Raw genomic sequence first — 23,675 nt, 5'->3', positions numbered from 1 at the left:
AGGATCAGACGATGATGCCGGAGATTTCCGACTGCTCGACGGGGTCGCAGGATGATGGCTCGGCGGAGCCGGGTCGTGACGGCACAAGCCGGCAGCATTCGGCCCGCTCGCGGCGCAGCGCCAAAATATCCAGCGCCGCGCTGCGGTCGAGACCCGCCGCGATCAGATCCTCGAGCTCCCAGAACGGCGGAAGCTGGTCCGGCCGTTCGATCGGCGGAAACAACCTCGCTTGCAGCGGGGCGCGAATGAGAGTGAACATCAAACGTTTCCGTCCAGTGGGCGGAGCGATAACGCGGTACAACTGCCGAAGTTCCAGGATGGTCCGGAACTGTGGAGCGATTGCGGCGTTTCGGGTAACCATCTTGTGAGGAGATTCGTTATGATCCATCGGCTCGCCAAGGTTTTCGTCGCGACCGGCCTTTGCGCAGCCGCCTTGAGTCTCCTTTCCACGACCGCGAGTGCCCAGAGCGGAGCCCCGGCCGGCCGGCTCAGCTGCCATGTCGGGCCTGGACTCGGCCTGGTCGTGACCTCGAAGCGGCCGATGGAGTGCCGGTTCACGCCGCGGCGCGGGCCAGTCCAGCGCTATACCGGCGTCGTCCGCAATTTCGGCCTCGACGTCGGCACGATCAAGCGCAGCACGATGGTCTGGCGCGTCTACGGTCCCTATGCCCGTGCGCCGCTCGGCGCACTCTCGGGCAGCTATGCGGGCGCCGCGGCCGGAGCGGCGGTGGGGGCTGGAGGCTCGGGCAACCTCCTCGTCGGCGGCGCCGACAACGGCGTAACGCTGCAGCCTCTGTCCTTGCAGGGCAGGCGCGGCTTCAATGTCGCGGTCGGCGTGACGGGCTTCGAGCTTTCGCTGGTGTCGCCGCGCCGGCGTCGATGAACGGGCCGGACACTGCGTCGCGCCGGGTCGCGTGATGCTGGTTACTGTTCGATAACCTTCCTGTAGCAAGTTTAGTTTAATTTGACGCTTTCTGGTCCTCGGACGGAGCGCGGATCGGAACATCGGCATGTCCCTGACGTTCTCCAGCAACGCCATGAATGACATTACGAGTTCAAGTTTGGGAAAGGACGCCGGATTCATGAGTGAGATCCGCATCCTGATAGTCGAAGACGATCCGTTCATTGCCATGGACATCGAATATGCGGTGCTCGAGAAGCTCGGCGAGGACGCCGAGCTGATCATCGTCGGCTCCGTCGAGGAGGCGCGGCGTGCCATCAGGTCGTCGCTGTCCTGCGCCCTGCTCGACATCGACGTGGTCGGTGGCAAGACCTTCGATGTCGCGGTGAGCCTGCTGCGCAAGGGCACGCCGATCGCCTTCGTCTCGGGCGCCTCGCCCGGAGACGTGCCGACGGCGCTCAGGGACGTCCGTTTCCTGCGCAAGCCGTTCTCGACCCGCGAGATCGCGAATTTCGTCTCGGGTGCGCTGAAGGTGCACTGACCTCACGCCTTGCCGGCGGTGGGCCTTTGCCCGTTCGATCCCTCCGGATCAGACCCTTTTGGGAAAGGCCAGGGTCACGCGCGTTCCGGGTCGTTCGGCCCCGGGGGAAAGCGCCGTGACCTCCATGGTCGCGCGCATGCTGCGCAGCAGGCTCGCGATGACGGTTTGGCCCAGCCCCTTCGCTTCGCCTTCGTTCGCCATGCCGATCCCGTCATCCTCGACGCGAAGGATGAGCGCCGATTCTTCGCTATCCTCCGCGGTGCTGAAGCGAATGACGATCTTGCCGGCCATCTCGCCCGGGAAAGCGTGCTTGATCGCGTTGGTGACGAGCTCGTTGACGATCACCACGAAGGAGACCGCGTCGCGTCCTGGCAGGCGGATCGCATCCATGTCGAGGTCGATGGTGATCGGGCGGCCTTCGGCCGCCTTGCCGATCTCGGCCAGCAGATCCTCCATATAGGGGCGGGCGTCGATCTCGTCGGTCTCGATGTCGAGGCGCAGGCGCCGCTGGCCGGCGGCGATCGCCTGGATGCGCGATTGCGCCTGGGAGAGAGCGGCCTTGACCGCCGGCTCGCGTGTCTGCCGGCTCTGGACGTTGAGCAGCGCCGACACCATCGCCAGGTTGTTGCCGACGCGGTGGTTGACGTCGCGCAGCAATGCCTCGATGCGCAGCCGCTCGCCTTCGAGCTGCTGCGTGCGCTCGCCCACGATCTGCTCCAGTTCGGCATTGCTCATCGCGAGCGCGGCCGAGCGACGCTGGCGTGTCCGCACCTGCAGCCAGGCCACGAAAGCCAGGCCTGCCAGCGCCACGACGATCCCGATGCTGGCCCAGAGGCGCCGGCGTTCCTCGCGGCGGTTGAGCTCGATCAGCCGGATGTTTTCCGCCAGCTGGATTTGCTGGACCGTGCTGCGCAACTCGTCCATGGCGGCGATGCCGAACCCGTCGCGAATCTGGGCGAGGGCATCAGCCTGCTTGCCGGCGCGGGCAAGCGCCACGCTGGTGTCGAGCTCCTCGAATTTCCGGACCAGCTGGGCCCGCGCCGCTGCGACGCGCTGAGCCTGGAGCTTGTCGTCCCCGACGAGCTCCGTCAGTGCCGCCAGTTCCGGCTCGGCGGCGGCGCGCCCGCTGGTGAAGGGCGCCAGATAGGCCTCGGTGCCGGTGAGGAGGTAGCCGCGCTGACCCGTCTCGGCATCGCGGATATGGCCGAGCAGCCGCTCCGCCCGTTCGCGAACCTCGATCGAATGCGCCATCTGCTTGGAGGTGTCGATCGCCTGCGCGTTGATCCAGGCGGCCAGGACCACCGCGACGCCGACGACGCTGATCGCCACGATGGTCGTGGTCGCGGAGCGCAGCCGAGCGGCGAGGGCCGGCAATTGAGGCAGATAGGACAGGTTGCGTGGCCTTGCTTGGGCTGACATGGGCTCGGTGATAACCGACCGAATCCCTAAGGCCTATGTAAAAAGACACAGCGCGTCTACGGCCGCGCCACGCGTCGCGGCTCTTCTCTCCATGCGGAAACGAGGCCCGCTCAGGCCTCGTCCTCGCCATCGTCCCCGCCCTTGAAGAGCTGCCGCCCCAGCACGGCGCCGAGCACCACGATGCCGCCGACCAGCGCCGTCCGCCAGCTCATCCGCGAGCCCATCAGTTTGGCCGCGATCGGCGCCGCGGCCAGCGCGGTCGTCGCCAGGGGGCGCGGCGGCCGGCGGCGGCTCTTGATGAGGGCGGCGAGCGCGAAGACCAGCAGGGCGGCGATGATGAGCCCGCCCGCGACCATCAGGCTGGCTTCGACCCCGCCGAAGCGCAGCACCAGCATCGTGTGCAGCGCGTTGAGCGCATAGCCCGCCGCGCAGACGATCAGCAGAGCCGACAGGCCATACAGGCCGTAGACGATGAGATTGCGTTTGACGACGCCGTTGATTTCCGACGCGAGAAACGCTCCCAGCCCCCCGAGCATGGCGTCAGCGTGCCGACAGGAAGCCGACGAACAGGCCGACAGCCGCCGCCAGCCCGAGCGCGCGCAGCGGCCGTTCCTGGATTTCCTCGATGATCAGCCGTTGCAGGTCTGTGGCCTGTTCCTTGGCGACGCCGACCATCTTGTCGGTATCGACCCCGACGGCCTTGAGCTTGCCGCTGACCCGCGTGGCGAATTCCTCGGCGCTGCGCGAGAGGCTGTCCTCGACCGCTTCCGCGTCGCGCTTGACGCGGCGGCCGGTGCTCGCGGCGCGCTTGGCGACATCCTCGGCGCCAGCCGTGACGTCGTCCTTGGCGCGTTTGACGGCGGAAGCGGCCTGACGCTTCGCGGAAGTGGCGGTCCTTGCCATGTCTGTCGTTCCCTATGCGTGGAAAACCGTGCCCCGTCGAGAATTCGACGCGTTGACTTGGCAACGCGCCATTGTCGCGCAGGTTCCGCGAGGCTCCGGATCAGGCGGCTTGCGGGGCCGGCTCGGCGGGCGCCTGCTCGGCCTCCTCGAGCTGCGCCTTGCGATACCGCGCGAACTCCTCCTGCGCCACCATGGCGACCAGCACGATCGGTGTCGAGAGCACCGCGCCGACCGGGCCCCAGAGCCAAAGCCAGAAGATGAAGGCGATGAAGACCAGGAAGGGCGAGATCGTCAGCCGGCGGCCGACGAAGACCGGCGTGATCGCGTTGCCCTCCACGAGATGGAGCATGTAATAGGCCGCGGCCGGCCAGAGCGCGACGATGAGCGAGGGTGCGTCCAGCAGCGCGCCGGCGAACAGCATCACCGCGACGATGATCGGCCCGATGAAGGCCAGGTAGTTCAGCAGGAAGGCGAGCGCCCCCCAGAACACCGGGAAGGGCAGGCCCGCCAGCCAGGCGATCGCCGTCGTGAGCAGGCCCATCCCGAGATTGATCAGCGTGACGAGGCCGAAATAGCGTGCGACGCGGGTCTCGATCTCCTCGAAGAACGTACCGGCCGAGCGGCGCGCGCCGTGGCCGAGGCAGAGCCTCAGCACCCGCGCCTTGAAATGCCGGCGCGTCGCCAGCCAGAAATAGACCGTGGCGACGAAGATCAGCAGGCCGCCCGCCGCCGTCGAGGACGACATCGCGATGTCGACGAGCGGGTTGCCCTGCGAGACGTTGAGCTCGACGCCCTCCTTCCCGGAAAGGCCGGCTGCCGCCTTCTTGAACTCGTCCATGAAGGCGAAGACGCCGACGAGCTTGCTCTTGAGCGCGGCCAGCATGGCGGGCAGCTGGTCGCTCCAGGCGGCGATCGGCACGGCGAGCACCGTGACCGCGCCGATCAGCACGAAGACGCCGAGGAAGACCACGAGCGCGGCCCCAAGGGCCTGCGGCACGCCGTGCCGCGCCAGCCAGTCCACGACCGGGCCGAGCACGAGGCCGAGGATGATTCCCGCCGTGATCGGCAGGGCGATGACCTTGGTCAGCGAGAGCGCGGTGGTCGCCAGGATGACGAAGATGCCGATGATGGCGTAGCGGAGGATGAGGTCATGCTCATAGGCCGTGACCTCGCTGTCGTCTTCCACGACATCCGGCTCCGCCATATAGCGCGGAAAGGGCGTCCAGGCCGATGTCTTGAGCATATCTTAGGGTCCACGCACGTCATGCGCCCCCGGCGCGACGGACCGATAACGTCAGTGCGACGGCTAAGTTCCCGCTGGATCACGCGCCGATCAGATTGATCCAACCTGATCGGATCCGGCTCTAGCCGCAGGCGCCTAATGCGCCTCGTCCCAGTTGCCGGCGGCGCGCGCGTCGACCTGGAGCGGCACGCGCAGCTGCACGGCCGGATGCGGCGCCTCGACCATCACCTTGCTGATCACCGGCAGCGTCGCCTCGACCTGCGCGTCCGGCACCTCGAAGACCAGCTCGTCATGGACCTGCAGCAGCATGCGCGCGTCGAGCTTCGCGTCGGCCAGTGCGCCCTCCATCCGGATCATGGCGCGGCGGATGATGTCGGCGGCCGAGCCCTGGATCGGCGCGTTGATCGCCTGGCGCTCGACGAAGGCGCGCTCGGACGGGTTCTTCGAGGCGACCGCCGGGAAATGGCAGACCCTACCGAAGATCGTGGTGACCTTACCGTTGGCCCTGACCGCCGTCTTGGTCTGGTCCATATAGTCGCGGATGCCGGGGAAACGCTCGAAATACTTGCGGATATAGGCGCCGGCCTCCTCGCGCCCGATGCCGAGCTGGTTGGCGAGGCCGAAGGCCGAAATGCCGTAGATGATGCCGAAATTGATCGCCTTGGCGCGCCTGCGCACTTCGCTCGGCATGCCCGCGACCGGGACGCCGAACATCTCGGAGGCCGTCATCGCATGGATGTCGATGCCGTCGGCGAAAGCCTGCCGGAGCTGCGGGATGTCGGCGATATGGGCGAGGATGCGCAGCTCGATCTGGCTGTAGTCGGCGGAGACCAGCTTGTGGCCGCTCGAAGCGATGAAGGCGGTGCGGATCTTGCGGCCGGCCTCGGTGCGGATCGGGATGTTCTGCAGGTTCGGCTCGGAGGAGGAGAGCCGCCCCGTCGTCGTCGCAGCCAGTGCATAGGAGGTGTGGACCCGGTTGGTCTGCGGGTTCACATAGGCCGGCAGCGAGTCGGTATAGGTCGATTTCAGCTTGGCGAGCTGGCGCCATTCCAGGATTTTCGAGGGCAGCTCGTGGCCCTGCTCGGCCAGATCTTCCAGCACGCCGGCGCCCGTCGCCCATTGGCCGGTCGCCGTCTTCTTGGCCCCGGCAAGCCCCATCTTGCCGAACAGGATGTCGCCGAGCTGCTTTGGCGAGCCGATCGTGAACTTCTCGCCGGCGAGCGTGTAGATCTCGTCCTCCAGCCGCGCCAGCGACTGGGCGAACTCGCCCGAGAGCCGCGACAGGATCTGCCGGTCGATCGCGATGCCGCGGCTTTCCATCCGCGCGAGAACCGCGACCAGCGGCCGCTCCAGCACCTCGTAGACGGCGGTCTTGCCTTCGGCCGTCAGCCGCGGCCGCAGCGTCCGCCACAGCCTGAGCGTCACGTCGGCGTCCTCGGCTGCATAGGCGGTCGCCTTCTCGAGGTCGACCTTGTCGAAGGTGACCTGCGCCTTGCCGGTGCCGGCGACCTGCGAATAGGGGATCGTCTCGTGCCCGAGATGCAGCTCGGCGAGCCGGTCCATGCCGTGGTTGTTGTTGCCGGCGTCGAGCGCGTAGGAGATCAGCATCGTGTCCTCGATCGGGGACACGGGCAGGCCGTGGCGCTGCAGCACCAACAGGTCGTATTTCAGGTTCTGGCCGATCTTGAGCACGCCCGGATCGGCGAGCAACGGCTTCAGCGCCGTCACCACGTCGGTGAGCGGGATCTGGCCTTCGAGCATGCCGCCGCCGAACAGGTCGGTGCCGCCGCGATGCTGCAGCGGGATGTAGCAGGCCTTGCCGGGCGCGACCGCGAGCGAGATGCCGACGAGATCGGCCTGCATCGCGTCCAGCGAATTGGTCTCGGTGTCGAGCGCCACATGCCCGGCCTCATAGGCCCAGCCGATCCAGCGGGTGAGATCGGCGAGCGTGCGCACGCATTCATAGGTCGAGCGATCGATCGGCGTCTTCGCCACCTCGTCGCGGCGCTGCGCGACGAGGTCGGCCGGCATCAGCCAGCCCTCCCGCGCCGGCGCCGCACTCGTGGTCGTGCCGGGCGTAGCCACCGCGACCGCCACAGTGGTCTCGCCATCCGTCGCGACCGCCACGGCGACGTCGATGGCCGGCAGGTCCGCCCCGGCATAGAGCGCCTTGAGCTCGGCCGCGCGCGAGCCGCCCGGCGCCAGGGCCGGATCGGCATCGACCGCCGCGACATCGACCTCATAGGCCTCGGCGACGCGCTTGGTGATGGTGGTGAATTCCATCGCCTTCAGGAAGGCGACGAGCCTGGCTGGGTCGGGCTGGGACAGCGTCAGATGGGAGAGCGGCGTCTCGACCGCGACGTCGTCGACCAGCGTGACGAGCTTGTGCGAGATCCGCACCTTCTCGACCACCTCGGGATTGGTCAGGGTCTCGCGGCGCTTCGGCTGCTTGATCTCGCCGGCGCGCGCCAGCAGCGTCTCGAGATCGCCGAACTCGCCGATCAGCTGGGCCGCGGTCTTGATGCCGATGCCGGGCGCGCCCGGCACGTTGTCGGTCGCGTCGCCGGCGAGCGCCTGCACGTCGACCACCTTGTCGGGCGTCACGCCAAAGTACTCGACCACCTCGGGCTCGCCGATGCGGCGCTCGGCCCGGAAGCCGGCGCCCTTCTTGGCGTCGCCCGAGGCCGGGTCGTACATCGCGACGCCCGGCCGCACGAGCTGCATCAGGTCCTTGTCGGCGGAGACGATCAGCACGTCGGCGCCGGCCTCGCGCGCCTGTTTCGCATAGGTCGCGATCAGGTCGTCGGCCTCGTAGACATCCTGCTCGACCGGGATCAGACCGAAGGCGCGCACCGCCTCGCGCATCAGCGGGAATTGCGGGATCAGGTCCGGCGGCGGCTCGGAGCGGTTGCCCTTATAGGCCGGGTAGAGCGCCTTGCGGAACGAGTTCTCGGTCTTGTCGAAGACGATGGCGAGATGGGTCGGCCTGACGCCGAGCACGCCTTCGCGCACGAACTGGAAGAGTTTCGTCGCGAACAGCCGAACCGCGCCTGATGGCAACCCGTCCGAGCGCGACAGGTATTTCCGGTCCTGGTTGATCGACTGGAAATAGGCGCGGAAGATGAAGTTCGAGCCATCGACCAGGAAGAGATGGTCGCCGGGCTTGAGGTCTGGTGCGGTCGTGCTCATGGCGCGGACCTTAAGCGGGCGGCGCGGCGTGGTCCATTGCGTCGGCGGCGCGATTCGCAGCAAGCTGCGACAAAAGCCGTCAGGAGCGAAACGTCATGAATCGCCATGTCACCATACCTCTGGCTTTCGTGGGAGTTCCGGAAGAGGAGCGGCAGGCGCGCGCCGAGGCCTTTCTCGCGACGATGCGCCGGCGCCGCACGGTACGCGACTATTCCGACCGGCCGGTGCCGCGCGAATTGATCGAAACCGCGGTCAGGGTGGCGGGCACCGCGCCGTCGGGCGCCAACCAGCAGCCCTGGACCTTCGTCTGCATCTCGGATCCCGAGCGCAAGAAGCTGATCCGCGAGGGCGCGGAAGAGGAGGAGCGCGCCTTCTATGCCGGGCGCGCCGGCGGGGAATGGCTCGACGCATTGGCCCATCTCGGCACCGACGAGAACAAGCCCTTCCTCGAGACCGCGCCCTGGCTGATCGCGATCTTCGCGCAGCGCTGGGGCCATGACGCGCAAGGGCGGAAGGTGAAGCACTACTACGTGCCGGAATCGGTCGGCATCGCCACCGGCTTCCTGATCGCGGCCCTGCATGAGGCCGGTCTTGCGACCCTGACCCACACGCCGGCGCCGATGAATTTCCTCAATGCGATTTGCGGGCGGCCCGACAACGAGAAGGCGCTGATCCTGCTCGTCGTCGGCTATCCGGCCGAGGATTGCGCGGTCCCGGCCATAGGCAAGAAGCCGCTGGAGGAGATCGCGACCTTCCTGTGAGCCGCCCTACTTCGTGATCGTGTCGATCTCGGCGAGCTCCTCGGTGCTGAGCTGCCAGCTCGCGGCTTTCACATTGGCCTCGATCTGCTCGGGCCTGGTCGCGCCGGCGATGACGCTGGAGACCACCGGCTGCGCCGCCAGCCAGGAGAAGGCGAGCTCGACCAGGCTCTTGCCGCGCGCCTCGCAGAAGGCCGCGAGCTTCTCGGTCTTCTCCCAGTTGGCGTCGGTCAGGACCTCGTTGGCGCGCTGGGCCTCGCGCGTCATGCGCGCGCCTTCGGGCATCGGCCCATTGCGCTTGTATTTGCCGGTGAGCAGGCCGTTGGCCAGCGGGAAATAGGGCAGCAGGCCCATGCCGTAATGCTGCGCCGCCGGGATCAGGTAACGCTCCGCGCCGCGCACCAGCAGGCTGTATTCGTCCTGGCAGGACGCAAAACCTTCGATCTGGTGGTGGCGCGCCGTCCAGGCCGCGTCGGCCACCTGCCAGGGCGCGAAATTCGAGCAGCCGACATAGCGCACCTTGCCCTGGCGGATCAGGTCCTCCAGCGTGCGCAGCGTCTCCTCGATCGGCGTCAGCGGGTCGTAGCGGTGGATCTGGTAGAGGTCGATCCAGTCGGTCTTCAGCCGCTTCAGCGAGGCCTCGACCGCCGCCATGATGTAGCGCCGCGAGCCGCCCTTCTTCACGCCCGCCTCGTCCATGTCCATGCCGAACTTGGTCGCGAGCACGATGTCCTTGCGCCGGGCTCCGAGGAGCTCGCCGAGCGCCGTTTCCGAGCCGCCGCGATTGCCATAGACATCGGCCGTGTCGAACAGGGTGATGCCGCTGTCGATCGCCTTGTCGACGACCTTGCGCGTCGCCTCCATGTCGATCCGGCCGCCGAAATTGTTGCAGCCGAGGCCGACGAGCGAGACGCGCAGGCCGGAGCGGCCGAGATTGCGGGTGAGCATGGTGAGATCCTCCCAGAGAGGGCGGCAGAGGATCAGAGCGGGGGCGGCGTGGCAATCGCCGGCATCGTCATCCGCGAGCTGCGCGAGGCGCAGATGCGAGTCAGTCGACGCTGGCTCCGCGCGTCATTCTCGGGCGCAGCGTAGCGGAGGCCCGAGAATCTCAGGACGAGAGCCGGCAGGAGATGCCCGGGTCAAGCCCGGGCATGACGTCGACCGCGTGGCCGATGGCTTACGCCACCTCCGCCTTCTGCTTCTGCGAGCGCTTGCGCTCGTTGGGGTCGAGGATCGACTTGCGCAGGCGGATCGACTTCGGCGTCACCTCGACGAGCTCGTCATCGTCGATCCAGGCGAGCGAGCGCTCCAGCGTCATCCGGATCGGCGGCGTCAGGCGCACCGCCTCGTCCTTCGAGGTGGTGCGGATATTAGTGAGCTTCTTGCCCTTGAGCACGTTCACCTCGAGATCGTTCTCGCGGGTGTGCTCGCCGACGATCATGCCCTGATAGACCTTCCAGCCGGGCTCGATCATCATCGGGCCGCGATCCTCGAGGTTCCACAGCGCATAGGCCACGGCCTCGCCGGTCTCCATCGCGATCAGCACGCCGTTGCGGCGCCCGCCGATCTCGCCCTTGTAGGGCATGTAGGCGTGGAAGAGCCGGTTCATGATGGCGGTGCCGCGGGTATCGGTCAAAAGCTCGCCCTGATAGCCGATCAGCCCGCGCGTCGGGGCGTGGAAGACCAGCCGCAGCCGGTTGCCGCCGGACGGACGCATCTCCAGCATGTCGGCCTTGCGCTCGCTCATCTTCTGCACGACGACGCCGGAATGCTCCTCGTCGACGTCGATCACGACCTCCTCGATCGGCTCCAGCAGCTGCCCGCCCTCGTCGCGCCGCAGCACGACGCGGGGGCGCGAGACGCCGAGCTCGAAGCCCTCGCGGCGCATGGTCTCGATCAGGATCGCGAGCTGCAACTCGCCGCGGCCCGAGACGATGTAGGAATCCTTGTCGGTGGATTCGTCGATCTTCAGCGCGACATTGCCCTCGGCCTCCTTGAGCAGGCGGTCGCGGATGACGCGGGTCGTGACCTTGTCGCCCTCGGTGCCGGCCAGCGGCGAGTCGTTGACCATGAAGGTCATCGAGACGGTCGGCGGGTCGATCGGCTGCGCCTTGATCGGGGTCTCGACTGATGGATCGCAGAAGGTGTCGGCGACCGAGCCTTTCACCAGCCCTGCGATGGAGACGATGTCGCCGGGGATGGCTTCCTCGATCGGCGTGCGCTCGAGGCCGCGGAAGGCGAGGATCTTCGAGATGCGCCCGGTCTCGACCGTCGCGCCGTCGCCCGACAGTACCTTGATCGTCTGGTTCGGCTTGGCCGAGCCCGAGACGACGCGGCCGGTGATGATGCGGCCGAGATAGGGGTTGGCCTCGAGCAGTGTGCCGATCATCCGGAACGGGCCTTCCTCGACGCGCGGCTCCGGCACGTGGCTGAGGATCAGGTCGTACATCGGCGCCAGGCCCTGGTCCTGCGGGCCTTCCGGCGAATACGCCATCCAGCCCTGCTTGGCCGAACCGTAGAGGATCGGGAAATCGAGCTGCTCGTCATTGGCGTCGAGCGCGGCGAAGAGGTCGAAGACCTCGTTGATCACCTCGGAGGGGCGCCCGTCGGGCTTGTCGACCTTGTTGACGCAGACGATCGGCTTGAGGCCGAGCTTCAGCGCCTTGGAGACGACGAACTTGGTCTGCGGCATCGGCCCTTCGGCTGCATCTACCAGCACGATCGCGCTGTCGACCATGTTCAGGATGCGCTCGACCTCGCCGCCGAAATCGGCGTGGCCCGGCGTGTCGACGATGTTGATGCGCGTGTCCTTCCAGACGACCGAGGTCGCCTTGGCCAGGATGGTGATGCCACGCTCCTTTTCCAGGTCGTTCGAATCCATCACGCGCTCGATGACGCGCTGGTTCTCGCGATAGGTGCCGGACTGCTGGAGCAGCTTGTCGACCAGGGTCGTCTTGCCATGATCGACGTGGGCGATGATGGCGATGTTGCGCATGGACATCGAAGGAGCGCCTTTTCAAGACCGCGAGCCGGCACGGAAAAGCCCGGCCGGCGCAGCCCTCTTCATGAGAATCTGGAATTCGCTGCGCTGCACATAACCGCTGGAAGCCGTTTGGGCAACTCCAGAGGATCACTCTTCGGTCAGCGCCCGCCTTTGCTCGGCGATGGCGCGGCCGACCTGGTCCAGCACCAGACGATAGGCCGAAAGCCCCTCCGAATCGAGATCGCCGCGGGCGAAATCGGACAGGACCCCGACGAGAATGGCGTCGGCCTCGGCGTCGAGCTCCGCAAGATGCGCCTCCGCCGTGGTATCGCGCACCTCCCGCAGCAGGGCGACGAGCCGGTCGAGGCCGGCGAGAGCGCGCCGCCGCCTGACCGCGCTCTCGCGGCTGAGCACGCCGGCCGCGCCGGTGCCGAGCAGCGACAGCGCCATCACCCCGAGATAGAACCAGTCGCCATAGCGCTCGAAGAAGGTCTCCTGCTCGCCGTCGATGAAGGCGGCGGCGCCGGAATGAACCGGCAGCGGCGCGTCCTTGTCGGTCGTGGGCGTCTCCAGCCCCTGGATCGACGGAAGCTCGGCCGCGAGCGTCAGGCGCAGGCCGAGAATGGCCTTGACCAGTTCGCCGACGAGCGTGTCGTCGAGCGCCTGCGCCGCCATCAGCCGCGAGGTGATCGCGATCGTCGGCAGGCTCTCGGACGGGCGCGGCGGGTCGCCGCCGAGCGCGCCGCGCACGATCTCGCCGGTTTCGATCGAGCGATAGCGCGCTTTCAGCGCATCCGCCTCGCGAATGGGGATCAGGACGGGATCGTCGCCCCAGGCCGAGCGCAGCCGGGTCAGGCCGTCATTGTTGGTATGCGCGGCGACCGCGTTGATCGAGAAGAACGCATCGATCCGCTTTTCGCGCGCGGCGGGCACGATATCTTCCGGCAGCAGCCCGACGATCTCGACCTCTTCCGGCGTGACCTCGTATTGGGCGAGCACGCGGGTCAGCAGCGCGATATTGCCGTGGGGATTGCGCACCACGCCGATCTTCCGCCCGCGCAAATCGGCGATGCGGCCGATCGCCGTTTCCTTGCGCGTGATCAGGAAGGGGAAGGAGCGGCGCGTGATCAGGGCCGTGTCGGCATTGGCCGGCAGCGCGATGTCCGGCCGCACGATGGCGAGATCGGCCTGGCCGCTATCGATGCGCTTGGCGCTCTCCTCCGAGCCCTCGGTCAGGATCAGCCGGAGCCGGACCGTGGATTTCTCGCGGCTGAGCCCCTGCACGAAGCCGGCCGCCATGCGCGCATCCTCGGAGCCGAGCGGCCCGACGGCGAGCCTGAGCGTGCGTGGCTGGTTCAGGGTGTAGAACACGGTGGCCGCGATGCCGAAGATCGCCAGCACGCCCGCCAGAGCCAAGAAACCGCGCCGCCCCATGCCCGATCGATCCTGACGCTCTATCGCCGCCCCCGCGGCAACCATGGCTTCACTTGCGATCATGTCGCAAGTACGGCGTCGCGGAACGGCCCTATCGCTGTGCAGAACGGTGCGGATTGGCGGAGAAACGATGTGACGGGCATCAAGACGTGGCGCTGTCCACGACCATCGTCTCGGCGCTTCAGGGCACGCCTCGCTGAGCGGGCGGCGCCTCGGCGCGACCCTTGCCCCGCGGGCTGTCGAGGCCTATTGCCGAGCCATGACGCACCAAGCCGATCCTTTCGCCGTCAAGATCTGCGGCCTGTCCACGTCCGAGACGATGGCGGCGGCCTTGGCTGCCGGCGCCGACATGATCGGGCTGAACTTTCACCCGCGCAGCCCGCGTTTCGTGACGCCGGAGCAGGCGCGGCCGCTCGCCGAGATGGCGCGGGGCCGGGCGCAGATCGTCGCGCTGGTCGTGGATTTCGACCTCGCCCGCACGCATGACCTGATCGATCGCGTCGCGCCCGACTGGCTGCAGCTCCATGGCGGCGAGTCGCCGGCCGATGTGGCCGAGATCAAGGCGGCGACGGGGCTGCCCGTGATGAAGGCGCTCGGCGTGGCGGCCGCGGGCGATCTCTCCATCGTCCCTGCCTATGCTGCGGTTGCCGACCGCATCCTGCTCGACGCCAAGCCGCCGAAGGATGCCGCCTATCCGGGCGGCCATGGCCGCCCCTTCGACTGGACGCTCCTTGCCGAACTCGACCCGGGCTTGCCCTTCATGCTATCGGGCGGCCTCGATCCGGCGAATGTCACTGATGCGATCCGCATCGCCCGGCCGGCCGGCGTCGATGTCTCCTCCGGTGTCGAGACCGCGCCCGGCATCAAGGATATCGGCCGGATCGGGGATTTCATCGCAGCCGCGCGTCGCGCCGCGCAGGATTTGAAGAAGGCAGGCCCGAGATGAACGCGCCCCGCAATCCGAATACGTTTCGCTCGGGCCCGGACGAGAACGGCCGGTTCGGCCTGTTCGGCGGTCGTTTCGTTGCCGAAACGCTGATGCCGCTGATCCTCGAGCTGGAGCAGGCCTATGAGGCGGCCAAGGTCGATCCCGCCTATCATGCCGAGACCGCGAGCGGGCTGAAGCACTATGTCGGCCGGCCTTCGCCGCTCTATCTCGCCGAGCGCCTGACGGACCATTTCGGCGGCGCAAAGGTCTATCTCAAGCGCGAGGAGCTGAATCACACCGGCTCCCACAAGGTCAACAACGTGCTCGGCCAGATCCTGCTGGCGCGGCGCATGGGCAAGAAGCGCATCATCGCCGAGACCGGCGCCGGCCAGCACGGCGTCGCGACGGCCACGCTTTGCGCCCGCTACGGGCTCGAATGCATCGTCTATATGGGCGCGGTCGATGTCGCCCGGCAGGCGCCCAACGTCTTCCGCATGCAGATGCTCGGCGCCACGGTCGTCCCGGTCGAATCCGGCACCAAGACGCTCAAGGACGCGATGAACGAGGCCCTGCGCGACTGGGTCACCAATGTCGCGACGACCTTCTACTGCATCGGCACGGTCGCCGGCCCCCATCCCTATCCGGCCATGGTCCGCGACTTCCAGTCGATCATCGGCCGCGAGACGCGCGAGCAGATGCAGGAGCTCGAGGGCCGCCTGCCGGATTCGCTGATCGCCTGCATCGGCGGCGGCTCGAACGCGATGGGCCTGTTCCACCCCTTCCTCGACGACCCGTCGGTCGAGATCTACGGGGTCGAGGCGGCCGGGCACGGCATTCCGAGCGGTCTGCATGCCGCCTCGCTGACCGGCGGCCGGCCGGGCGTCCTCCACGGCAACCGCACCTATCTGCTGATGGACGACGATGGGCAGATCAAGGACGCCCATTCGATCTCGGCCGGGCTCGACTATCCCGGCATCGGCCCCGAGCATTCCTGGCTGCACGAGACCGGCCGCGCGACCTATCTCTCGGCCACCGACGAGGAGGCGCTCGAGGCCTTCCAGCTCATCTCGAAGCTCGAAGGCATCATCCCCGCCTTGGAATCGGCGCATGCGCTTGCTCGTGTCGCCGAGCTCGCGCCGCAGAAGCCGAAGGACCACCTCATGGTGGTCAATCTCTCCGGCCGCGGCGACAAGGACATTCCCCAGGTGGCGGAAATCCTGGCGAAGCGCTGAGCGCGATGCCGGATCGATAAGGAGTTGACGATGAAGAAGGCGATCCTGTTCGCGGCCATGCTGGCATTTGCCGGCCAGGCGCAGGCCCAGAACCGCGACGCGGCGCCGGCCGAGGGCATCGTCATCCGCACCGAGGGCGAGGTGCGGATCAAGCCCGACATCGCGACCCTTCAGGCCGGCGTGGTCAGCGAAGGCAAGTCGGCGGCAGAAGCCCTGTCGAAGAATACGCCGGCGCTCGCCAAGTTGGTCGAGGCGGTCAAGGCCGCAGGCGTCGCCCCGGCCGATCTGGCGACCTCCCAGGTCTTCCTGACGCCGCGCATGACGCAGCCACCGTCGCCCGGGCCGAATCCACCCCGCGCCGCCACGATCGACGGTTACGAGGCGCGCACCGGCCTGACCGTCACCATTCGCGATCTGTCGAAAGCCGGCCCGCTGATCGATGCGCTGGTCAAGGCCGGGTCGAACGATATGTCGGGCATCAATTTCGGCCTCGCCGACGAGAGCAAGGCGAAGAACGAGGCTCGCCAGAAAGCCGCCGGGGCAGCCCGGGCGCGGGCCACGCTTTATGCCGAGGCGCTCGGCGTCAAGGTCGGCGACCTGGTCTCGATCGTCGAAGCCGAGGCCGAAACGATCGGTCGCCCGCAGGGCGACATGCGCGCCTACCGCATGGCGGCGGGCGCCGCGCCGATGTCGGTCGAGCCGGGAGAGATCACGGTCACGAGCATGCTGCGCACGGTCTGGCGGATCGAGAAGTGATCGCCAGGAACGCTCAAGATCTCTCGCGATCTGATGGAATTAGAGGTCGTCATCCCGGCCGGAGCACAGCGTAGCGCCGGGATCCATCGTAGAACGCCGAGCCTTACGATGGATCCCGGATCTGCGCCGCTAACGCGGCTTGTCCGGGATGACAGCGGAGTGGCCCGTTCGACCGTCACATTTTAGCTCACCGGCGTGATCGTCACGTAAGGCTGGCCTCGCCAGGTCACGAGAAAGGATTGCCCTGCTTCGGTCAGTTTCAGCAACTTGCGCGAGTGCCGGCTGGCATGGGTCGTGGTTACGAACCACATCTGACTGCCTCCCTAGTGTCGTTGACGACGATCTTACGAGAAACCCAATCTTGCAACCTCTCGCCAGCCCCGCCCCTTCATGCTAACCGCAGCGCCATGACAGAGACCGGACAATCCCGTATCCAGAACCGCTTCGCGGCTTGCGCCGCGCAAGGCCGGGCCGCGCTCGTGACCTTCGTCACCGCCGGCGATCCGGATTTCGAGACCGCGAGCGCGATCCTTCATGCGCTGCCGCAGGCAGGGGCCGATGTGATCGAGCTCGGCGTGCCCTTCACCGATCCGATGGCCGACGGCATCCCGGTCCAGCTCGCGGGCCAGCGCGCGCTGAAGGGCGGGCAGACGCTGAAGAAGACGCTTGCCATGGTCGAGGCCTTCCGCAAGGCCGGCCATGACACGCCGATCGTGCTGATGGGCTACTACAATCCGATCTGGGCCTATGGCGTCGAGCGCTTCCTGCAGGATGCGCGCCGCGTCGGCATCGATGGCCTGATCGTCGTCGACTTGCCGCCTGAGGAGGATGAGGAGCTCTGCCTGCCGGCGCTGGCCGCCGGCGTGAGCTTCATCCGGCTCGCCACGCCGACCACCGACGACAAGCGGCTGCCCAAGGTTCTGCAGAACACCTCCGGCTTCGTCTATTATGTCTCGATGACCGGCATCACCGGCGGCACGATCGCGAATTATGACGCGGTCGGCGATGCCGTGGCGCGCATCAAGCGCCATACCGACCTGCCGGTGGCCGTCGGTTTCGGGGTGAAGACGGCTGCGGATGCAGGCGCCATCGCCAGAGGCGCGGACGGTGTCGTCGTCGGCTCGGCCTTGGTCGACCGCGTCCGGCTCTCGCTGGACGCGCAGGGCAAGGCCACGGAAAAGACGGTTTCGGCTGTCACCTCACTGGTTGCAGAGCTTGCCGCCGGCATCCGTGCGGTTGCGAAGGCGGCCTGAGCCCGCTACGCCAGCTTCTCGTTTTCAAGGATGATCCGATGAACTGGATTTCCGAAGTCGTCCGCCCGCGCATCAAGACGCTGTTCAAGCGCGAGAGCCCCGAGAATCTCTGGATCAAATGCCCCGATTCCGGGCAGATGGTGTTCCACAAGGATGTCGAGGCCAACGGCTTCGTCATCCCCGGCTCCGACCACCACATGAAGGTCGCGGCTTCCGATCGGCTGCGCCTGACCTTCGACGAAGGCAAATGGGTCGATGTGCCCCTGCCGGAGGTCGCGACCGATCCGCTGAAGTTCCGCGACGAGAAGCGCTATGCAGACCGCCTGAAGGACGCCCGCGCCAAGACCGGCGCGGTTGACGCCTTCAAGGTCGGTTATGGCCGCGTCCGGGGCCTGCCGATGACCATCGCGGTGCAGGATTTCAACTTCATCGGCGGCACGATCGGCATGGCGGCGGGCGCGGCCTTCATCAGGGGCGCCGAGACGGCGATCGAGAAGAACACGCCCTATACCGTCTTTGCCGCCTCGGGCGGGATGCGCATGCAGGAGGGCATCCTCTCGTTGATGCAGATGCCGCGCGCAACCGTCGCGATCAGGCGGCTGCGGGCGGCGGGCCTGCCCTATTTCGTGGTGCTGACCAACCCGACCACGGGCGGCGTCACCGCCTCCTACGCCATGCTCGGCGACGTCCATATCGCCGAGCCCGGCGCGCTGATCGGCTTCGCCGGGCCGCGCGTGATCGAGCAGACGGTGCGTGAGAAGCTGCCGGACGGCTTTCAGCGCGCCGAATATCTCAAGGACCACGGCATGGTCGACATGGTCGTCCATCGCCACGACATCCCGGCGATGCTGGCGCGCCTCGGCCGCTTGCTGACGAAGCAGCCCGGTTCCGAGATGGCCGTCAAGGAGCCGGAACAGCCCGTCGCCGAAGCGGTTTGACGGACTGAGGGGCTGCGAGCCGGGCCGAGGGCATCATGGGGTCTTCCGACACGCTGCTGGCGCGTTTCCTGGCGCTGCATCCCAAGCTGATCGATCTGTCGCTCGGCCGTATCCTGACCTTGCTGGAACGGCTCGGCGACCCGCATCACCGCCTGCCGCCGGTGATCCATGTCGCCGGCACCAACGGCAAGGGCTCGACCATCGCCTTCATGCGGGCGATCCTCGAGGCGGCGGGCCTCAGCGTCCATGTCTACACCTCGCCGCATCTGGTGCGTTTCCACGAGCGCATCCGCCTGGGTGCGCCGGGCGGCGGCCGCTTCGTCGACGAGGCAGTGCTGGTCGAGGCGCTGGAGCGCTGCGAGCGCGCCAATGCCGGCGATGCGATCACCTTCTTCGAGATCACGACCTCGGCGGCGATGCTGCTCTTCGCCGAGCACAAGGCCGATGTGCTGCTGCTCGAGGTCGGGCTCGGAGGCCGCTTCGACACCACCAATGTCGTCGCCCACCCGGCCTGTACGGTGGTGACGCCGGTCTCGCTCGACCATGCCGAATATCTCGGCGACACCGTCACCAAGATCGCGGCCGAGAAGGCCGGCATCTTCAAGCGCGGCGCGCCGGCGGTGATCGCGCCGCAGGAGCCGGAGCCGACCGCCGTGCTGGAGGCCACCGCCGAACGGGTCGGCGCCTCGAAGATCCTGATCGGCGCGCAGGATTTCAACGTGCATGAGGATGGCGGACGGCTGGTCTATGAGGATGGCGAGGGCCTGCTCGATCTGCCCTTGCCGCGCCTCGCCGGCCGCCATCAGCACACCAATGCCGGCACTGCCATCGCCGCCCTGCGCGCCGCCGGCTATGGCGGCCTGCCGGCCCGGGCCTTCGAGCAGGGCATGCTCGATGCCGAATGGCCGGCGCGGCTGCAGCGGCTGGCGCGCGGCCAATTGGCCGAGTTGGTGCCCGCAGGCGCCGAGCTCTGGCTCGACGGCGGCCATAATCCCGATGGCGGCCGCGTGCTCGCCCAGGCCATGGCCGATCTGGAAGAGAAGAACCCGGCGCCGCTGGTGATGATCGCCGGCCTGCTCTCGACCAAGGACGCAGGCGCGACGCTCGGCCATTTCAAGGGCTTGGCGCATACGCTTTTCGCGGTGCCGATCCAGAACCAGCTCGTCGCCCGCCCGGCCGAGGAGGTCGCTAGCCTGGCGCGCGCCGCTGGGCTCAATGCCGAAGTGTCGGGCTCCGTCGAGCAGGCCCTGCGCGAGATCGCGGCGCGCAGCTGGCCGGCATCACCGCGCATCCTGATTTGCGGCTCGCTCTATCTGGCGGGCGAGGTCCTGTCGGCCAACGGCACGCCGCCGGTGTGATCGGCCCGCTGCGCACGCTACCTCGAGGAGAAGCCATGCCAGCCCGCCGAATGACGATGATCGCTCTCGTGCTGTCCGGCAGCCTGCTCGGCGGCTGCGTGACATCGGGCTCGGGAGCGATGCAGGGGACGGAGGGAATCGACCGCGTGGCCGCGGGCGAGCCGACCGTCTTGCGGCGGACCTATATGACGATGGACGAGCGCTGCCGCCCGGTGAAGCGGCCGACGGGGATGCTGACTGAGCCGCCGCAGCATGGCTCCGTCCGCATGCTCACGCGCAGGGCCAGAGCGAGATATGGGCCGGGGCCTTATCGGCATTGCGACGGCAGGATCGGGCCGGCGCTCGGCTTCGAATATACCTCGGTGCCGGACTACCGTGGCGGCGATTCCTTCGCGGTGCGCGTGCGCTATGCCGATGGCGAGCTGCGCTCCGGCCGCTTCGAGGTTGAGGTCCGCTGAGAGCGGCAGGAGAACGCGGATGAAACATGCTTTCGGAGCCGGCGGCCCGGCAATCCCATCCATCGGCCAGGGCACCTGGAACATCGAGCTGGCCGACCGGGCCGGCGCCGTCGCCGCCTTGCGCCGCGGCCTCGATCTCGGCCTGAGCCATGTCGACACCGCCGAGATGTATGGCTCCGGCCGCTCCGAGGAGATCGTCGGCGAAGCGATCGCCGGCCGTCGCGACGAGGTCTTCCTGGTCTCCAAGGTGCTGCCCCACAACGCCTCGCGCGCCGGCACGCGCAAGGCCTGCGAGCAGTCGCTGAAGCGCCTGCGCACTGACAGGCTCGACTGCTACCTGCTGCACTGGCGCGGCTCCTACGCCCTGGAGGAGACTTTCGGCGCCTTCGAGGACTTGCAGCGCGAGGGCAAGATCCTCTCCTGGGGCGTCAGCAATTTCGATACGGACGATCTCGACGAGGCGCTCGCCGTCGCCGGCAGGGGGCACATCGCCTGCAATCAGGTGCTCTATCATCTCGGCGAACGGGCGATCGAGCATGCGGTGATCCCCTGGTGCGAGCGTCACGGCGTCGCCGTGACCGCCTATAGTCCCTTCGGACAGGACGATTTTCCGACGCCGAACAGCGCCGGCGGTCGGCTGCTCGCCGAGATCGCGGCGGCCCATGGCGCGACGCCGCGCCAGGTCGCGCTCGCCTTCCTGACTAGCCGCCCATCCGTCTTCGCAATTCCGAAGGCGGCGAAGGCGGCCCATGTCGAGGATAATGCCGGCGCGCTGCGGCTTTCCCTCGGTGAAGGCGACATCGCGCGGCTCGATGCCGCCTTCCCGCGCGGGCCCAGGCCGCGCTCGCTGCCGATGCTCTGACGCGGGTCCTGGAAACCAAGTTCCGGTTTTGCGCTTTACAACCACAGGCTGAAGGGCGTTTCCTAGGGGAAAGGCAGCGGAGCCTCGCATCCGACAACGCCGAATCCTCGTAACAGGTTGTGTCATCAGGAGTGGTGTGATGCGTCGCGTTCTCGGCGTCCTCGCCGTTATGCTTCTCTCGCTTGCCGGCATGGCTTCGGCCCAGGCTGGCGTCCAGGTCCGGGTCGATATCGCCGCCCAGCGCATGCAGGTGACGACGAGCGACGGTGAAATCTACAATTGGGCGATCTCATCGGGCCGAAAGGGCTTCCGCTCGCCGAACGGCGTCTATCGGCCGACCCGGCTGGAGCGGAGCTGGTACTCGCGCAAATATGGCGGGGCCATGCCCCATGCCGTGTTCTTCCGCGGCGGCTATGCCATTCATGGCACCGGTGCGGTCGGCGCGCTCGGCCGGCCGGCCTCGCATGGCTGCATCCGCCTGCATCCGGCCAATGCCGCCAAGCTCTTCGCCCTGGTCAAGAAGCATGGCGCGAGCCAGACCCGGATCGCCCTGAACGGAGCCGCGAGCGACGGCCTGTCGCAATTCGCCAAGGCCTCGGGCGGGTCCAAGACCAAGATCGCCAGGGCCAAGGTCAAGAGCAAGGCTGCCATTGCCCAGGCCAAGGCCAAGCAGCGCGCCGCCGCCATTGCGCAGGAGCGCCGCGGCGCGAACTGGGACGCGGCGCGCGACCAGCTCTTCATGCGCCCGAGCCTGCCGCCCGACGCCTATGGCTATCAGCCCTACCGGGCGGGACCGGGCTGGCGCTAGATCGCCTCGGCCGCGATCCGCAGCCAGCCGGCCAGCGTTTCGCCCGGCTGCAGCCGCTTGAGCGGCGAGACCTCGCGCGCCGGCGCCTCGCTTGGCGAGCCGATGGCGTGGCTTTGCGGCTCGACGCAGAGGAAATCCGCGCCGGCAGGAGCCCAGACCACGGGACAGCGCAGGCTCTCGCTGGCGCTCAGCGTGATCGCGAGGCCCCGCGATGGGGTCTCGATCCGCGCCGTGCCGTCCCAGTCGAGGAAGCTCCAGGCCGTCTCGGTGCCGGTCGCGAAGACCGGGTCGCCGGCATAGGGGCCGCCATCCCCGAGCCGCCGCGAACCCGTTGCGCGAAAGCTCTCGCCGAAAGTGAGGTAGCCTCCCGCGGTCATACCGAGTTTCGTATCGGCGGCGCAGGGAAACCAGGGATGGTGGCCGATGCCATAGGGTAGGGCCTCATTCGCCTCGTTGGTGACCGAGAAGGCCACGGTCATACCGGCCTCATCGAGGCTGATTTCCTGTCGCGCGAGGTAGCGATAGGGGTCCGGACCGTCCGCCCGGCGATGGTCCAGCACGGTATGACCCTGGTCATACCGCACGACCCGCCACGGCGCCTGCCAGCCGAAGCCATGGATATTGCCGCCGCCGCGCGGATTGTTCTCCGGCACCGAAAACCGGCGCGCGCCATCGTCGACCACGCCGCCGAAGGCGCGGTTGGCGAAGGGCAGCATCGCCCATGTCCCGAACATGTTGGGCGCGGCGGTCGCTGGCGTCGCGCCGGCCGGCGCATGCAGCAGCGGATGGCTTCGCCCGTCCGCCGCGCGCCAGTCGAGCGCGGCGATGATGCCGCCGGCCTCGGGAACGACACGCGCGGAATAGCCGCCGGCCTGCATCGCGAGCATTGTCATCTCCTCACTTGATCAGGGGGCGCAACAGCGCCTGCATCGCCCGCATCCGCGGCAGGAACTGCACCACGACCTCCGCCGCCGAGGTGCGCTGCACCTGTCCCGAAATGTTCAGGGCGGCGAGGACCTCGCCGCGGTTGTTGGCGAGCGGTACCGCGATCGAGACCAGACCGAGTTCGAGCTCCTGGTCGACCACGGCATAGCCCTGCTCACGGATCGCGGCCAGCTCCACCATCAGCCTGTCGATATCGGTCATCGTATGCGCAGTCAGCGCGCGTGGGCGCCCGGCCAGGATGCGTTCGCGCGCCTCTTCCGGCGGCAGGGAGGCCAGCAGGACGCGCCCCATCGAGGTGCAGAAGGCCGGCAGCCGCGTGCCGACGGAGAGGCCGACCGACATGATCCGCCTTTGCGCCGAGCGCGCGATATAGACGATCTCATGCCCGTCGAGCAGCGAGGCCGACGAGGATTCGTGCGTCTCCTCGGAGAGGCGCTCGAGGAAGGGCTGGACGAGCTGCGGCAGGGCGCTGGAGGCGAGCCAGGCATGGCCGAGCCGGAGCACGCGCGGCGTCAGCCGGAAGAACTTGCCGTCGAATTCGGCATAGCCGATCTTCGCGAGGGTGAGCAGGCAGCGCCGGGCCGCGGCCCGCGACAATTCGGTCGCGCGCGCCACCTCGGCGATGGTGAGCTTGTCATGGGCCGCATCAAAACATTCGATCACCGCCAGCCCCTTTTCGAGGGCGGCCATGTGGTCGCGGTCCGGTTGTTCTTCCCTTCTCCCCTCGGGGGAGAAGGTGGCTCGGCGAAGCCGAGACGGATGAGGG

The 23,675-nt window shown here is 67.8% G+C and carries 24 protein-coding genes; 12 read left to right on the top strand and 12 right to left on the bottom strand.

Features of this window, described 5'->3' with window-relative positions:
• Positions 1-4: 4 nt before the first annotated feature.
• Complete coding sequence (locus ACTIF2_RS02875; protein ID WP_439495507.1) at positions 5-388, bottom strand: hypothetical protein; 384 nt, start codon at positions 386-388, stop codon at positions 5-7.
• On the opposite strand from ACTIF2_RS02875, the gene ACTIF2_RS02870 reads away from it, so the two are divergent.
• Both ACTIF2_RS02870 and ACTIF2_RS02865 read left to right on the top strand, forming a co-directional pair.
• On the top strand, positions 380-883 hold the full coding sequence (locus tag ACTIF2_RS02870; RefSeq protein WP_439495506.1) for a DUF992 domain-containing protein: 504 nt from the start codon (positions 380-382) through the stop codon (positions 881-883). The two genes, ACTIF2_RS02875 and ACTIF2_RS02870, sit on opposite strands and share 9 nt — an antisense overlap.
• Positions 884-1,082: 199 nt before the next feature.
• A complete protein-coding gene (locus tag ACTIF2_RS02865; RefSeq protein ID WP_439495505.1) occupies positions 1,083-1,442 on the top strand; it encodes a response regulator in 360 nt (119 codons plus the stop codon).
• A 48-nt stretch (positions 1,443-1,490) separates the two neighbouring features.
• Here the strand turns inward: ACTIF2_RS02865 and ACTIF2_RS02860 are convergent, their stop codons facing one another.
• From ACTIF2_RS02860 to polA, 5 genes are all read right to left on the bottom strand, one after another.
• Positions 1,491-2,861 (bottom strand): sensor histidine kinase, encoded by a 1,371-nt coding sequence (locus ACTIF2_RS02860; RefSeq protein WP_439495504.1) that lies wholly within the window; start codon positions 2,859-2,861, stop codon positions 1,491-1,493.
• Between the two features lie 110 nt (positions 2,862-2,971).
• Positions 2,972-3,397 carry a hypothetical protein gene (locus ACTIF2_RS02855; protein ID WP_439495503.1) on the bottom strand — a complete coding sequence of 142 codons (426 nt, stop codon included), beginning with the start codon at positions 3,395-3,397 and terminating at the stop codon, positions 2,972-2,974.
• 4 nt (positions 3,398-3,401) lie between these two features.
• Entirely contained in the window at positions 3,402-3,764 is a 363-nt protein-coding gene (locus tag ACTIF2_RS02850) for a glycine zipper domain-containing protein (RefSeq protein ID WP_439495502.1), read from the bottom strand.
• 100 nt (positions 3,765-3,864) lie between these two features.
• The gene (locus ACTIF2_RS02845) at positions 3,865-5,007 is read right to left on the bottom strand and encodes an AI-2E family transporter (protein WP_439495501.1); all 1,143 of its coding nucleotides are present in this window, start codon (positions 5,005-5,007) and stop codon (positions 3,865-3,867) included.
• Between the two features lie 135 nt (positions 5,008-5,142).
• Positions 5,143-8,196: a DNA polymerase I gene (gene polA, locus ACTIF2_RS02840; protein WP_439495500.1), complete on the bottom strand. Its 3,054-nt coding sequence runs from the start codon at positions 8,194-8,196 to the stop codon at positions 5,143-5,145.
• Between the two features lie 95 nt (positions 8,197-8,291).
• Here polA and ACTIF2_RS02835 point away from each other — a divergent pair, with 95 nt between their 5' ends.
• The gene (locus ACTIF2_RS02835) at positions 8,292-8,957 is read left to right on the top strand and encodes a nitroreductase family protein (protein WP_439495499.1); all 666 of its coding nucleotides are present in this window, start codon (positions 8,292-8,294) and stop codon (positions 8,955-8,957) included.
• Positions 8,958-8,963: 6 nt separating this feature from the next.
• Here the strand turns inward: ACTIF2_RS02835 and ACTIF2_RS02830 are convergent, their stop codons facing one another.
• The 3 genes from ACTIF2_RS02830 to ACTIF2_RS02820 all read right to left on the bottom strand — a co-directional run bounded on the left by ACTIF2_RS02830 (position 8,964) and on the right by ACTIF2_RS02820 (position 13,371).
• Positions 8,964-9,902: an aldo/keto reductase gene (locus tag ACTIF2_RS02830; protein ID WP_439495498.1), complete on the bottom strand. Its 939-nt coding sequence runs from the start codon at positions 9,900-9,902 to the stop codon at positions 8,964-8,966.
• Between the two features lie 229 nt (positions 9,903-10,131).
• Positions 10,132-11,955 carry a translational GTPase TypA gene (typA, locus tag ACTIF2_RS02825; protein WP_439495497.1) on the bottom strand — a complete coding sequence of 608 codons (1,824 nt, stop codon included), beginning with the start codon at positions 11,953-11,955 and terminating at the stop codon, positions 10,132-10,134.
• Positions 11,956-12,084: 129 nt separating this feature from the next.
• Positions 12,085-13,371, bottom strand: a complete 1,287-nt coding sequence (locus ACTIF2_RS02820) for a TAXI family TRAP transporter solute-binding subunit (protein WP_439495496.1) — start codon at positions 13,369-13,371, stop codon at positions 12,085-12,087.
• A gap of 259 nt (positions 13,372-13,630) precedes the next feature.
• Between ACTIF2_RS02820 and ACTIF2_RS02815 the strand changes: the two genes are divergently transcribed.
• The 3 genes from ACTIF2_RS02815 to ACTIF2_RS02805 are packed head-to-tail and all read left to right on the top strand — an operon-like array spanning position 13,631 to position 16,287.
• Positions 13,631-14,317, top strand: a complete 687-nt coding sequence (locus ACTIF2_RS02815; RefSeq protein ID WP_439495495.1) for a phosphoribosylanthranilate isomerase — start codon at positions 13,631-13,633, stop codon at positions 14,315-14,317.
• On the top strand, positions 14,314-15,531 hold the full coding sequence (gene trpB / locus ACTIF2_RS02810; RefSeq protein WP_439495494.1) for a tryptophan synthase subunit beta: 1,218 nt from the start codon (positions 14,314-14,316) through the stop codon (positions 15,529-15,531). The genes ACTIF2_RS02815 and trpB overlap by 4 nt, the downstream gene beginning before the upstream one ends.
• Before the next feature lie 30 nt (positions 15,532-15,561).
• Positions 15,562-16,287: an SIMPL domain-containing protein gene (locus ACTIF2_RS02805; RefSeq protein ID WP_439495493.1), complete on the top strand. Its 726-nt coding sequence runs from the start codon at positions 15,562-15,564 to the stop codon at positions 16,285-16,287.
• A gap of 182 nt (positions 16,288-16,469) precedes the next feature.
• Here ACTIF2_RS02805 and ACTIF2_RS02800 read toward each other — a convergent pair whose 3' ends face one another.
• Complete coding sequence (locus ACTIF2_RS02800) at positions 16,470-16,598, bottom strand: type II toxin-antitoxin system Phd/YefM family antitoxin (RefSeq protein WP_439495492.1); 129 nt, start codon at positions 16,596-16,598, stop codon at positions 16,470-16,472.
• Positions 16,599-16,694: 96 nt separating this feature from the next.
• On the opposite strand from ACTIF2_RS02800, the gene trpA reads away from it, so the two are divergent.
• The 6 genes from trpA (at position 16,695) to ACTIF2_RS02770 (ending at position 21,964) form a co-directional block, all read left to right on the top strand.
• The gene (gene trpA / locus ACTIF2_RS02795; protein ID WP_439495491.1) at positions 16,695-17,540 is read left to right on the top strand and encodes a tryptophan synthase subunit alpha; all 846 of its coding nucleotides are present in this window, start codon (positions 16,695-16,697) and stop codon (positions 17,538-17,540) included.
• A 38-nt stretch (positions 17,541-17,578) separates the two neighbouring features.
• Positions 17,579-18,478 carry an acetyl-CoA carboxylase, carboxyltransferase subunit beta gene (gene accD / locus ACTIF2_RS02790; RefSeq protein WP_439495490.1) on the top strand — a complete coding sequence of 300 codons (900 nt, stop codon included), beginning with the start codon at positions 17,579-17,581 and terminating at the stop codon, positions 18,476-18,478.
• A 35-nt stretch (positions 18,479-18,513) separates the two neighbouring features.
• On the top strand, positions 18,514-19,836 hold the full coding sequence (locus ACTIF2_RS02785) for a bifunctional folylpolyglutamate synthase/dihydrofolate synthase (RefSeq protein ID WP_439495489.1): 1,323 nt from the start codon (positions 18,514-18,516) through the stop codon (positions 19,834-19,836).
• 35 nt (positions 19,837-19,871) lie between these two features.
• The gene (locus ACTIF2_RS02780) at positions 19,872-20,294 is read left to right on the top strand and encodes a hypothetical protein (protein ID WP_439495488.1); all 423 of its coding nucleotides are present in this window, start codon (positions 19,872-19,874) and stop codon (positions 20,292-20,294) included.
• A 19-nt stretch (positions 20,295-20,313) separates the two neighbouring features.
• Positions 20,314-21,156, top strand: a complete 843-nt coding sequence (locus tag ACTIF2_RS02775) for an aldo/keto reductase (protein ID WP_439495487.1) — start codon at positions 20,314-20,316, stop codon at positions 21,154-21,156.
• A 139-nt stretch (positions 21,157-21,295) separates the two neighbouring features.
• A complete protein-coding gene (locus ACTIF2_RS02770) occupies positions 21,296-21,964 on the top strand; it encodes a L,D-transpeptidase (RefSeq protein ID WP_439495486.1) in 669 nt (222 codons plus the stop codon).
• Here the strand turns inward: ACTIF2_RS02770 and ACTIF2_RS02765 are convergent.
• Positions 21,961-22,851, bottom strand: coding sequence for an aldose epimerase family protein (locus tag ACTIF2_RS02765; protein ID WP_439495485.1), 891 nt, complete (start codon positions 22,849-22,851; stop codon positions 21,961-21,963). The two genes, ACTIF2_RS02770 and ACTIF2_RS02765, sit on opposite strands and share 4 nt — an antisense overlap.
• Positions 22,852-22,861: 10 nt before the next feature.
• Entirely contained in the window at positions 22,862-23,599 is a 738-nt protein-coding gene (locus ACTIF2_RS02760; RefSeq protein ID WP_439495484.1) for an IclR family transcriptional regulator domain-containing protein, read from the bottom strand.
• Positions 23,600-23,675 lie beyond the last annotated feature (76 nt).

The sequence above is a fragment of the Allobosea sp. genome (assembly GCF_051860145.1).
GTDB lineage: Bacteria > Pseudomonadota > Alphaproteobacteria > Rhizobiales > Beijerinckiaceae > Allobosea.
Note: the sequence above shows the minus strand (reverse complement) of the source record. Positions and strands in the feature narration are given on the sequence as shown.